At 60.7% G+C, this 12,380-nt stretch carries 11 protein-coding genes; 4 read left to right on the top strand and 7 right to left on the bottom strand.

What is annotated here, in order from left to right:
* The first annotated feature begins 1 nt into the window (after position 1).
* Together lipA and ACA071_RS27665 are read left to right on the top strand one after the other, a co-directional pair.
* Entirely contained in the window at positions 2–1,027 is a 1,026-nt protein-coding gene (gene lipA / locus ACA071_RS27670; RefSeq protein ID WP_123509883.1) for a lipoyl synthase, read from the top strand.
* 173 nt (positions 1,028–1,200) lie between these two features.
* Positions 1,201–2,148 carry a S66 peptidase family protein gene (locus ACA071_RS27665; RefSeq protein WP_497641968.1) on the top strand — a complete coding sequence of 316 codons (948 nt, stop codon included), beginning with the start codon at positions 1,201–1,203 and terminating at the stop codon, positions 2,146–2,148.
* Positions 2,149–2,242: 94 nt separating this feature from the next.
* On the opposite strand, the gene ACA071_RS27660 is transcribed toward ACA071_RS27665, so the two are convergent.
* The 5 genes from ACA071_RS27660 to leuS all read right to left on the bottom strand — a co-directional run bounded on the left by ACA071_RS27660 (position 2,243) and on the right by leuS (position 8,408).
* Entirely contained in the window at positions 2,243–3,565 is a 1,323-nt protein-coding gene (locus ACA071_RS27660) for a lytic murein transglycosylase (RefSeq protein ID WP_497641967.1), read from the bottom strand.
* A gap of 61 nt (positions 3,566–3,626) precedes the next feature.
* Positions 3,627–3,791 carry an alternative ribosome rescue factor ArfA gene (gene arfA / locus ACA071_RS27655; RefSeq protein WP_094470475.1) on the bottom strand — a complete coding sequence of 55 codons (165 nt, stop codon included), beginning with the start codon at positions 3,789–3,791 and terminating at the stop codon, positions 3,627–3,629.
* Between the two features lie 240 nt (positions 3,792–4,031).
* Positions 4,032–5,069 (bottom strand): DNA polymerase III subunit delta, encoded by a 1,038-nt coding sequence (gene holA / locus ACA071_RS27650; RefSeq protein ID WP_497641966.1) that lies wholly within the window; start codon positions 5,067–5,069, stop codon positions 4,032–4,034.
* A 39-nt stretch (positions 5,070–5,108) separates the two neighbouring features.
* Positions 5,109–5,714, bottom strand: coding sequence for an LPS-assembly lipoprotein LptE (locus ACA071_RS27645; RefSeq protein WP_497641965.1), 606 nt, complete (start codon positions 5,712–5,714; stop codon positions 5,109–5,111).
* Between the two features lie 87 nt (positions 5,715–5,801).
* Positions 5,802–8,408: a leucine--tRNA ligase gene (gene leuS, locus ACA071_RS27640; protein WP_497641964.1), complete on the bottom strand. Its 2,607-nt coding sequence runs from the start codon at positions 8,406–8,408 to the stop codon at positions 5,802–5,804.
* A 281-nt stretch (positions 8,409–8,689) separates the two neighbouring features.
* Here leuS and ACA071_RS27635 point away from each other — a divergent pair, with 281 nt between their 5' ends.
* Together ACA071_RS27635 and ACA071_RS27630 are read left to right on the top strand one after the other, a co-directional pair.
* The gene (locus tag ACA071_RS27635; RefSeq protein ID WP_497641963.1) at positions 8,690–9,010 is read left to right on the top strand and encodes a hypothetical protein; all 321 of its coding nucleotides are present in this window, start codon (positions 8,690–8,692) and stop codon (positions 9,008–9,010) included.
* A gap of 106 nt (positions 9,011–9,116) precedes the next feature.
* Complete coding sequence (locus tag ACA071_RS27630) at positions 9,117–9,878, top strand: YdcF family protein (protein WP_497641962.1); 762 nt, start codon at positions 9,117–9,119, stop codon at positions 9,876–9,878.
* 129 nt (positions 9,879–10,007) lie between these two features.
* Here the strand turns inward: ACA071_RS27630 and lnt are convergent, their stop codons facing one another.
* Together lnt and ACA071_RS27620 are read right to left on the bottom strand one after the other, a co-directional pair.
* Entirely contained in the window at positions 10,008–11,531 is a 1,524-nt protein-coding gene (gene lnt, locus ACA071_RS27625; protein WP_497641961.1) for an apolipoprotein N-acyltransferase, read from the bottom strand.
* Between the two features lie 8 nt (positions 11,532–11,539).
* Positions 11,540–12,379, bottom strand: coding sequence for a CorC family transporter (locus tag ACA071_RS27620; RefSeq protein ID WP_008152854.1), 840 nt, complete (start codon positions 12,377–12,379; stop codon positions 11,540–11,542).
* Between the last annotated feature and the right edge of the window lies 1 nt (position 12,380).

Genomic DNA, 12,380 nt, shown 5'->3' with positions numbered 1-12,380 from the left:
TATGACTACTGATGCAGTGCAAACCATGATCCCGACGCTGGATGTCACCGAGCGTCCGGCCCCGCGTGCCAAGGTAGAAGCCGGCGTCAAGCTGCGCGGCGCCGAGAAGGTTGCACGTATCCCGGTAAAGATCATTCCGACCACCGAACTGCCGAAGAAACCCGACTGGATCCGCGTGCGCATCCCGGTGTCCCCGGAAGTCGACCGCATCAAGGCCCTGCTGCGCAAACACAAGCTGCACAGCGTCTGCGAAGAAGCGTCCTGCCCGAACCTCGGTGAGTGCTTCTCCGGCGGCACCGCGACGTTCATGATCATGGGCGACATCTGCACCCGTCGCTGCCCGTTCTGCGACGTCGGCCACGGTCGTCCGAAGCCACTGGACACCAATGAGCCAGAAAGCCTGGCCATTGCCATCGCCGACCTGAAACTCAAGTACGTGGTGATCACCTCGGTAGACCGCGACGACCTGCGTGACGGCGGTGCCCAACACTTTGCCGACTGCATCCGCGAGATCCGCAAGCTGTCGCCGAATGTGCAGCTCGAAACCCTGGTCCCGGACTACCGTGGTCGCATGGACGTGGCGCTGGAAATCACCGCCGCCGAGCCGCCAGACGTGTTCAACCACAACCTGGAAACCGTGCCGCGCCTGTACAAGGCTGCGCGTCCGGGTTCGGATTACCAGTGGTCGCTGACCCTGCTGCAACGCTTCAAGCAGATGATGCCGCACATCCCGACCAAATCCGGCTTGATGCTGGGCCTGGGCGAAACCGACGAAGAAGTCATCGAAGTCATGAAGCGCATGCGCGAACACGACATCGACATGCTGACCCTCGGCCAGTACCTGCAACCGTCCCGCAGCCACTTGCCGGTGCAGCGTTTCGTGCACCCGGACGTGTTCGCCTGGTTCGCCGAGGAAGGCTACAAGATGGGCTTCAAGAACGTTGCGTCCGGCCCGTTGGTGCGTTCCTCGTACCATGCCGACGAGCAGGCGAAGCTGGTTAAGGCCGAGCTTATAGCGTCCTTGTGATTCGCGGCTGAAAGACAAAATCGCCCGCACGGCTCCGGCCATGCGGGCGTTTTTTTGCCTTGCCTACGTCCATCAGGGGCTTTTCCTGCAATGCGCGGCGTGATTGACCCCCTTCTGTTTATGCCCGTTCCTGACTACTGTGTGCTGAAGATTTCACGCAGGGAGATTCATGGATGACCGTTCGACCGACCCATACTCTTTTTCCTCACGCACCGGTGCCGGCCTTGCCGTCGGAAGGGCTGATCGGCGTGATTGCGCCCGCCGGTCCTGCGCCGCTGGATACCGACAAAGCCGTGCAATGGATGCGCGCCCGGGGCTATGCGCTGCGGGTGTTTCCCGGCGTGTACGAGCAAGACGGCTACCTGGCCGGCAGCGACGACGTGCGACTCAATGACCTGCACGGGGCATTCGCCGACACCGAAGTCGACGCGATCATTTGCTTGCGCGGCGGTTACGGTACGCCGCGGTTGCTTGATCGCCTCGACTTCGATCTGTTGCGTGCCAACGCCAAGCCCTTTATCGGTTACAGCGACATCACTGCGTTGCATCTGGCAATCAGCCGTTATGCAGGTTTCGTGACTTTCCATGGTCCGTTGCTCAACGCTGATTTATTGGGCGACAAGCAAAAGCCTACCGAGTCGTCATTCTTCAACATGCTGCGTGGGCAGGTGAAGGCCGGCAGTGTGCTGACGCACCCGGTGGCCTACCCGTTGAGCACCATCGAGCCTGGCATCGCTCACGGGCGCTTGCTGGGGGGCAATCTGTCGCTGATCGCGGCGACCATGGGCACGCCATACGAAATCGATGCCCAGGGCGTGATTCTGTTCATCGAGGACATCAACGAGCCGCTGTATCGCATCGACCGGCTGCTGACCCATCTGCGCCTGGCCGGCACGCTCGGCAAGTTGCGTGGGGTTCTGGTGGGGGATGTGGCGGGTGTTGATACGAAGGCGCTGGAGCGATTGCTCAAGCAGACCTTCGAGCCGTTGCGGATTCCGGTACTGGCCGGGTGGCGCAGCGGGCATTGTGATCCGAACCTGACGTTGCCCATGGGGGCGTTGGTCAAGCTGGACGCGGGGAACAAGGTGTTGGTGTTGGAGCAGGATGTAGTGGTCAGGTAATAACGCGTCGCAAAAAAAGATCGCAGCCTGCGGTAGCTCCTACGGGTGTACACAAAACCCTGTAGCAGCTGCCGAAGGCTGCGATCTTTTGCTTTTAGCGGTTACGCAATCCTTCCAGCAACTTGTGCGTCGGATACCCATCCGCCGGCCAGCCAAACGACTGCTGTGCGCTGCGAATCGCCTTGCGGGTATTGGCGCCGATGATGCCGTCGGCGGTGCCCGCTTCGTAGTTCTGGGCGCTCAGCAGGTTTTGCAGTTCGATCCGCTCGCTACGGCTGAGTGGCAAATCATCCTTTGGCCATGTGCCATTGATCAGGCCGGCACCGTTGAAGCGCTCGGACAACAGGCTCACCGCCAGGGCGTAGGACGATGAGTTGTTGTACTTGAGGATCGCGCGGAAGTTGTCGAGGACCAGGAACGCCGGGCCGCGATAGCCGGCCGGGAGTAGCAGGGCGGCCGACAAGTGTTCGGAACCCGCCGGGACCTGTGCGCCATTGGGCAGGGTCACGCCCAGTTGCAGCCATTCGGCAACGCTCTTGCGAATCGTGCCGTCGGCCAGGACGTAATTGAAGTTGCCAGGCAGTTGCGCCTCGAAGCCCCACGGCTGGCCTTTCTGCCAGCCAGAGCTTTGCAGGTAATGCGCGGTCGAGGCCAGGGCATCGGCCGGGCTGCCCCAGATGTCGCGGCGACCGTCGCCATCGAAATCCACGGCGTGGGTGTTGTAGGTGGTCGGGATGAACTGGGTCTGACCCATGGCACCCGCCCAGGAACCGAGCATTTTCTCTGGCGTGATATCGCCCTGTTGCAGAATCTGCAGGGCGGCAATCAGTTGCGCATGGGCAAAGCCCGGGCGGCGGCCTTCATAGGCCAGAGTCGCCAGGGAATTGATCACCGACTTGCTGCCCTGGAATTGCCCGAAGTTACTCTCCATGCCCCACACCGCAACGAGCGCCTGACGGTCTACGCCGTAGCGCTGTTCGATGCTTTGCAGAATGTCGGCGTACTGGCTGACCAGGGCCTGGCCTTTGCGCACCCGTAGCGGCGACAGCGCACCGTCGAGGTATTCCCATACCGGGCGGGAGAACTCAGGTTGGCTGCGGTCGGCGCGGATCACGCTGTCGTCGAAGCTGACATTGGCGAAGGCGCGGTCGAACAGATCGGCGCGGATACCGGCGGCCAGGGCGTCCTTACGGAAACCGGCCTGCCACTCAGCGAAGGTCTGGGTCGGCTGGATGTCGAGGTTTTCACCACTCGGCACCACCGGCGGAATCACCGCAGGAGCGGTCGCGACGGGGACTGTCTGAAGCGGTTGGGCGTCGGCGGCGGTCGGTTTTTCCGCGCAAGCGACAAGCAAAATGAGGCTGGAGGCAGCAATCAATTGGCGTAGGTGCCAACGACGGGAAAGACAAAGGGGCATGCACAGGTCCAGAGAATACGAATCAGGTGCAGACCTTAACATGGAGAAGGGGGGCAGCGCTTTAAGCGGCCAGAAAGTAAGAAGCCTCCCAGCTATTAGACTGGAAGGCTTCGCGGCGGTAGCTGCCTTTGCCCTTGCCGGCTCGTTCCTGACGGCTGCGGAACAGTGGCTGGGCGATGATGGATTTGGCCTTGTTCGGGCCATTTTTAGATGGCTTTTTGCTCATGATCGGATCTCTCGGATTGAGTGGATTTTGCGGGGGAAATAATCTGCTGAAGTTGGGGTTCTGTCTAGCCCAACATTGCGTAGGACCTTTCGCTAATTGCGGGCCTGTAGCAGCTGCCGAAGGCTGCGTTCGACTGCGAAGCCGTCGTAAACTCTGAATTCCGGATAACCCTGACACACCGCGTCTACTGGCTTGGCGACTGCTTCGCAGCCGAACGCAGGCTTCGCCAACTGCTACAGGTTACTCTGCGGGCAAGTTCAGCCGCTGCCCAGCCATCAACAACGATAATCGACTCAAACTCATCCACGGCGAACCTGCTGCCTGCCCTTTGATCTGCGCATCAATGCGCTGGGCTTCGAGCAACAGTTGCGCCCAGCGTTGCGCCGAGTAGCGTTGCAGGGCTTTGCTCATCAGCGGTTTGCGTTTGTCCCAGACCGGCGGTCGGGCCGAGCTGAACGCTTTGTCCAGTGGCACACCCTGGCTGTATTGCAGCGACAGGTTGGCCAGCAAGCGCAACTCCCGGGCCAGGGCCCAGAGAATCACCGGCGGTTCGACACCTTCGCCGCGCAGCCCTTCGAGCATGCGCAGGGCGTGGGCGGCTTCGCCGTTGAGAATCGCGTCGGTCAGGCCGAACACGTCAAAGCGCGCACTGTCGGCGACGGCCGCCTGCACGGTTTCGACGGTGATCTGGCCGCCTTCAGCCATCAGCTTGAGCTTTTCGATTTCCTGAGCGGCGGCCAACAGGTTGCCCTCGACCCGCGCGGCGATCAGTTCCACAGCGTCCTGGCTGGCAGACAGCCCGGCTTGGGACAACCGCTGGCGAATCCAGCTCGGCAACTGGTTGGCATCCACCGGCCAGATCTGCACGAACTGAGTCTGTTGGCCTTCCACCAGCGCCTTGCCCCACTTGGTCTTCTGCGCAGCACCATCGAGTTTGGGCAGGCTGATCAACAAGATCGTGTCTTCGGCCGGGCGCGAGCAGTATTCGATGAACGCAGCGGCACCTTTGTCGCCAGGCTTGCCGGAAGGCAAACGTAGCTCCAGAAGACGCTTTTCGGCGAACAGCGACATGCTGGCACCGGCCTGTAGCAGCGTTCCCCAGTCGAAACTGGCGTCGGCGGCAAAGACCTGGCGTTCATCGAAACCTTGCTGGCGAGCCGCAGCGCGAATGGCGTCGGCCGCTTCCTGGCACAGCAACGGGTCATCACCACTGATGATGTAGACCGGTGCGAGGGCACCTTGCAGGTGTTTGGCGAGTTGGGCGGGGGCGAGTTTCATAAGAGAGGGCGAACGGGGCGCCTGGGCGCCCCGTAAGTCTTATTGCTGCGGGATTTCGATTGGCGACTGGCGCGGGGTTTCCGCTTCAGCCTTCTGTGCTGCGTTCAGTGCATCGGCTTCAGCCTTGGCACGGGCAGTCGCGGTCTGCTGCAGCTGATCCAGTTGCGCCGGGGTGATCTGTTGCAGGCGCAGAATCATGCGTTGAACCAGTTCGCGACGGGTTTCTGCGCGGGCTGTCGAGGCTTCCTGGTCAGAACCCACCAGGTTGTTGCCGTCGTGGATGAAGATCTTCTCCACTTCGAGCTTGTCGCTCATCAGGGCCAGGTCGTGCTCACCACGGATGTCGTAGTTCAGCACGGTGGTCACCTGATACTCACCCGTACGACCGGCACCGGCGTAGCTGAGGATGCGCTGGCTTTCCTGCTCGTCGGTCAGAATCAGCTTGTACGGTGCACCGGTGTAAACCTTGACGCCGCTGCTCGACAGCACCTGACGCAATTGCGTCACGGTTTCGCCATAAGCGTTGCGGGCGCTCACGTCGAGTTCCTTGATCGCCAGTTCAGTGGTACCGGTGCCGCGCAGCTGGAAACCGCAGGCGCTCAACAGGACTGCGAGGCCCATCACCAGCAGATTGCGTTTGATCATTTTGTTGCTCCCCTTGAAACCATGTGGGCCGACCGTGCGGCCCGAAAGGTTTAACTTGGCGCCAGGCTCACCTGGCGCCTGATCCAATTAGCTGGCGACGATATTGACCAGTTTCCCGGGCACTACGATCACTTTACGAATAGTCAGGCCATCGACGAAGCGCAGCACGTTCTCATTGGCCCGTGCGGCCGCTTCGACTTCTTCGCGAGTGGCGCTGGCTGGCATTTCAATGTGCCCGCGCAGCTTGCCGTTGACCTGAATCACCAGTTGCAGGCTGTCCTGCACCAACGCGCTCTCATCCAGCACCGGCCAGCTTGCGTCGATCACCGGGGCAGCGTGACCCAGTTGATTCCACAGCTCGTGGCTGATGTGCGGGGTGATCGGTGCCAGCAGCAGGACCACGGTTTCCAGGCCTTCGTGAATCAATGCGCGATCCTGTTCGGTGCCTTGCGGGGCTTTTTCCAGCACGTTCATCAGCGTCATCACCTGAGCGATGGCGGTGTTGAATTTGTGGTTCTGGCCGACGTCGTGGCTGGCCTGCTTGATGGCCTGGTGGATCGAACGGCGAATGGCTTTCTGCCCGTCGTTCAGGCTGGCGATGTGCAGTTTGCCCGGCAGGCCTTGGGTCACGTGTGCTTGCGCCAGACGCCAGACGCGCTTGAGGAAACGGTGCGAACCTTCGACCCCGGAGTCGGACCATTCCGCGCTCATGTCAGGTGGCGAGGCGAACATCATGAACAGACGGCAGGTGTCTGCGCCGAACTGGTCAATCATCGACTGTGGGTCGACGCCGTTGTTCTTGGACTTGGCCATCTTCTCGGTACCGCCGATTTCCACCGGCAGGCCGTCTGCGATCAGCTTGGCGCTAACAACCTTGGCCTTGCTGTCGCGTTCGAGTTCCACGTCCGCCGGGTTGAACCAGGTGTAAGCACCATTGGCTTCGCGACGGTAGTAAGTCTCGGCGATCACCATGCCTTGGGTCAGCAGGTTCTTGAACGGCTCGTTGGAGCTCACCAGGCCTTCGTCACGCATCAGCTTGTGGAAGAAGCGTGCGTACAGCAGGTGAAGAATCGCGTGTTCGATGCCGCCGATGTACTGGTCCACCGGCAACCAGTGGTCGGCTGCCGATTTTTCCACCAGTCCGCCTTCATAGTGCGGCGAGGCGTAGCGGGCGTAGTACCACGAGGACTCGACGAAGGTGTCCATGGTGTCGGTTTCACGCTTGGCCGGTGCGCCGCATTTCGGGCAGCTGCACTCGTAGAACTCGGGCATGCGTGCCAGTGGCGAACCCGCGCCATCCGGTACGACGTCTTCCGGCAGTATGACCGGCAGTTGATCTTCCGGGACCGGTACATCACCGCAGGTTTCGCAGTGGATGATCGGGATCGGGCAGCCCCAGTAGCGCTGGCGGCTGATGCCCCAGTCGCGCAGGCGGAACTGGGTGCGCGAGGCACCGAGGTTTTTCTTGATCAGCGCGACTTCCATGGCGTCGAAGGCGCCTTCGAAGTCGAGGCCGTCGAACTCGCCGGAATTGATCAGCGTGCCGTGCTCGCCGTAAGCGTCTTGCCATGGCGACGGGTTGGTGTCGCCTGCGCTTGTGCGCACCACGGATTTGATCGGCAAGTTGTACTTGGTGGCGAACTCGAAATCACGTTCGTCGTGCGCCGGCACCGCCATCACGGCGCCATCGCCGTAATGCATCAGCACATAGTTGGCGACCCACACCGGGAGTTTCTCACCGGTCAGCGGGTGCTCGACGAACAACGAGGTCGGCAGGCCTTTTTTCTCTTGAGTGGCGACGTCGGCTTCAGCGACGCTGCCGCCCTTGCATTCAGCGATGAACGCTTGCAGCTCAGGGTTGTTCTGTGCGGCCAGGGCGGCCAAATGGTGTTCGGCGGCCACGGCAACGTAGGTCGCGCCCATCAGGGTGTCCGGACGGGTGGTGAAGACTTTCAGTACACCGCTTTCGCCGATGGAATCGACGTTGTACGGGAACTGCACTTCCATGCCACGAGACTTGCCGATCCAGTTGCGCTGCATGGTCTTGACCTGTTCAGGCCAGCCCGGCAGATCGTCGAGGCTCGACAGCAGTTCATCCGCGTAAGCGGTGATCTTGAAGTAGTACATCGGGATTTCGCGTTTTTCGATCAGCGCGCCGGAACGCCAGCCGCGACCGTCGATCACCTGTTCGTTGGCCAGGACGGTCTGGTCGACCGGGTCCCAGTTCACGGTGCCGCTCTTTTTGTAGATCACGCCTTTTTCGAACAGGCGAGTGAACAGCCATTGTTCCCAGCGGTAGTAATCGGGCTTGCAGGTGGTCACTTCGCGAGACCAGTCCACCGCCAGGCCCAGGCTGCGCAGCTGGGTTTTCATGTAGGCGATGTTTTCGTAGGTCCACTTGGCGGGCGCTACGTTGTTTTTCATCGCGGCGTTTTCCGCCGGCATGCCGAAGGCGTCCCAACCCATGGGTTGCAGGACGTTCTTGCCTTGCATGCGCTGGTAGCGGGAGATCACGTCGCCGATGGTGTAGTTGCGCACGTGCCCCATGTGTAGCTTGCCGCTGGGGTAAGGGAACATCGATAGGCAATAGAAAGTCTCCTTGCCTGGCTGTTCACTGACTTCAAAGGACTTTTGCTCGTCCCAGAACGACTGGGCGGCGGCTTCGATTTCACGGGGCTGATATTGTTCGTGCATGGCTACTTTTGAACTGAATAGGGGTGGCCTAATCCTCTTCAATGCAACGTTGGACGGTGATCACGCCAAATCGGCGGTTCGGTGTCCAGACGAGCTGGAAGTGGAGTTACAGGAAGCGCCGTAGCATACATGACCGCACTCTATCGAGGGAAACCCTGATTACAGCCGAAATGTCGCTCCAAACCTGCCGCGAGGGCCGTTGGTCGCAGTGTTCAGCCGGTTTGTTCATGGAAGCTAAGCTCCTAATTGGGGAGTGAGTCTTATCTTCAATGAGGTGAGGGATGGTTGAGTCACAACGTAAAGTTACAAAGCCGGAGCTGTATGAACGACTGATCGATCGTCTGGGGATGGCCTTGGACGCGGCGAAAACCGCCAGTCGGTTGCGTGATGAACGTCCCCTGGAGCTGGAGTTGCGTGGCCTGAGCCCCGCAGAGTTTGCACTGGTCAAGGCGTATCTGGATCGCAGTGAACGTGAAACACACGGATGCTTGTCAGACGCAGTGAAGCAACTCGACGCACCACGTTCGGCCAAGATCATCTGGCTCAAGGACAAAACACCCGGCAGGGACGCGGTAAAGGTCCGGTCTCTGCAATTCAAGTAAGGGCACTTGAAGCCATGACGAATGGTTTTTTGCAGCATAGTCCTTCCGCATTAGTTGTCGCATTGCGTCAACCCACTTAGGCTTCGGGCATCTCTGGAGATGCTCGATGCCTTTTCGTTATTTCGTGAAACAACTTCTTCTGCCTCCCGGCATTCTTTTGCTGCTGCTCGCGCTTGCGTGGTGGTTGCGCCGTTCCAGGCCGCGACTGGCCGGTTTGTGCTTTGCTTTGGGGCTTGGCGGGTTCTGGCTGATGAGCCTGCCGGTGGTCGTGCAATGGAGCGCCAAGGCGCTGGAGCGAGAGCCGGCGCTGGCGCTTGATGAATGGGCAACTCTGGCTCAGCGTGCGGATGCGATCGTGGTGTTGGGATCGGGGCGTGAGCGGGGCGATTCGGCCTGGGGCGCCGATCAGCCGACCGGCGTGGGCCTGGAGCGTCAACGTTATGCCGCGCGACTGGCCAAGGCCTCGGGTTTGCCGATCCTCACCAGCGGCGGCCTGCATTACGGCACGCCGCCCACCGAGGCCAAATTGATGGCGGATTCGCTGCTCGACGATTTCGGCGTGACCGTGCGTTGGCAGGAAGGGCGTAGCCGCACCACCTGGGAAAATGCGCAGTTCAGTGCCGAGGTGTTGCTGCCGCAAGGGATCAAGCGCGTGGTGGTGGTTACGCAGGCTTGGCACATGCCGCGGGCGGTCTGGAGCTTTAAGCAGGCAGGATTTGAGGTGGTGCCAGCGCCGGTGGGGTTTTTGGGCGTGGACAATGCCCGGCCGCTGGGCGGCTGGATGCCGGAGTTCAAATCGATCTGGCAGAGTGGGCAGTTGTTGAACGAGGCGGTGGGGCAGATCGGGTATTCGATGTTCTATCGCTGAAGATGATCGTTCCCACGCTCCGCGTGGGAATGCATCCCGTGACGCTCCGCGTCACATCGCAAGCGGAACGCGGAGCGTCCCTGGCGGCATTCCCACGCAGAGCGTGGGAACGATCATTCAGCGCCGCGATTAAACGGTCTTGGCCATCCGGCTAGCCATCAACGCCCAGCCAAACAACAACACACAAAGAATAATCAACGGCCACGAACGCCATTCCAGGTACGGCGTCAGGTTGTGCATCGGCACCACTTCGCCATACAGAATCCCGCGTTCGAACTGTGGAAGCTGCGTAGTGATCTGCCCGAACGGGTTGATCAAGCCGGTCACGCCATTGTTGGTGGCGCGGATCATCCAGCGGCCGGCTTCAAGTGCGCGCATCTGCGCCATCTGCAAGTGTTGCAGCGGGCCGATGGAGGTGCCGAACCAGGTGTCGTTACTAATCGTCAGCAACAGATCGCTGCGGGCGGCGAGGCTGGCAGCGAATTCCGGGTAGACCACTTCATAGCAAATGAACGGCGCAATCTGATAACCCTTGGCTTGCAGCATCGCCTGATCGGCAGGCCCGCGGGCAAAGTCCGACATCGGCAGGTCGAAGAACGCAATCAGTCCGCGCAATACATCCTGCAGCGGCACGTATTCACCGAACGGCACGAGTTTCTGCTTGAGGTACGTGCCGTCGCCTTCACCGACCACGGTGATGCCATTGAAGAAACGTCGCTCATGCCGGACTTCCTGGCGAATCGGTACACCGGTAATCAGCGCAGTCTTACGCTCTGCGGCGAAGTTTCCCATCATGGTCAAGTAGCCCTCGGCGGACTCCTTGAGCACTGGGACTGCGGTTTCCGGCCAGATCAGCAGGTCGACACGCTTGGAACTGAGGCTCATGTCGCGGTACAGCGCCAGTTGCGAATTGAGCTGCGCCGGGTCCCACTTCATGCTTTGTTCGATATTGCCCTGAATGGCGGCGACGCTCAGGGGCGGACCGGCCGGGGTGGTCCAGGCATGTTCCTTGAGCAACAGGCCCGCAACCCATGGCCCAGCCAGCAACACCACGCCAGCCGCAATGAAGCCTTTACGGCCCGTACGAACCAGACGTGGAGCGTTCCAGATCAGCGCTGCCGTCAGGGCCAGGGCAAAGGAAATCAGCCACATCCCGCCAACCGGCGCGAGCCCGGCCATCGGGCCGTTGAGCTGGCTATAACCGGAATACAGCCATGGGAAACCGGTGAGAAACCAGCCACGAAACGCTTCCTGACCGACCCACAGTGCCGCAAACGCCAAGGCATCGGCCAGTGGCGCTTCGTTACGGCGCAACCAGCGTGCCCAGATCCAGGCCGGCAGGGCGAAGAACCAGGCAATCGCCGCGGTGAAGATCAGCATCAGGAAACCGGCCAGCAGCACCGAAGCGCCGCCGAAGTGGTGGATGCTGTAGTAGATCCAGCTGGTGCCGGCACCAAACAGGCCGAAACCGAAACACCAGCCACGGCCCAAGGCCTGACGCGGGTTCAGTTCACGCAAACCGGCATAGAAGAAACCGACCGCCAGCAATGCCAGCGGCCAGATATCGTACGGCGCCAACGCCAGGGTGGTGATTGCACCGGCCACCACGGCCAGCAGGTTACCGGGCCAGCCGGGGCGGGTTACGCGGAGCATGTCATTCCTTAACGGGCAATAGGTGTCAGGCGCAGCAGGTGAATCCGACGGCTGTCAGCATTCAAGATACGGAAGCGATACGGGCCGATTTCAGTGATTTCGTTGCGTTTTGGCAAGTGCCCGAACGCGCTCATCACCAGACCGCCGACAGTGTCGAATTCGTCATCGGAGAATTGGCTGTCGAAGAACTCGTTGAAGTTCTCGATCGGCGTCAGCGCCTTGATCAGGAAGTCACCGCTGGGCAACGGCTTGATGTAGCTGTCTTCTTCGACGTCATGTTCGTCTTCGATGTCGCCGACGATTTGTTCCAGCACGTCTTCGATGGTCACCAGACCCGCCACACCGCCGTATTCGTCAATGACGATGGCCATGTGGTTGTGGTTGGCGCGGAACTCACGCAGCAGCACATTCAGGCGCTTGGACTCCGGCACAAAAGTGGCCGGGCGCAGCAGGTCCTTGATGTTGAAGCTGTCGCCGTTCTCCTTGAGGATCAACGGCAGCAAGTCCTTGGCCAGCAACACGCCCATCACGTCATCGTGGCTTTCGCCGATCACCGGGTAGCGGGAGTGGGCCGAGTCGACCACGGCGGGCAGGAACTCGCGAGGGGTCTGGGTCGCCTTGATGCTGATCATCTGCGAGCGCGGGACCATGATGTCCCGTACTTGCAGGTCAGCCACCTGGATGGCGCCTTCGACGATGGCCAGCGCTTCGCTGTCCAGCAGTTTGTTTTGGTGTGCGTCGCGCAGCAGCTCCAGCAGCTCCTGGCGGTTCTTCGGCTCGTGGGCAAAAGCCTGGGTGAGCTTACCCAGCCATGACTTCTGCCCGTTGCTCGATCGATCTTCGCTCATA

This window comes from Pseudomonas sp. LBUM1646 (assembly GCF_059716165.1).
Note: the sequence above shows the minus strand (reverse complement) of the source record. Positions and strands in the feature narration are given on the sequence as shown.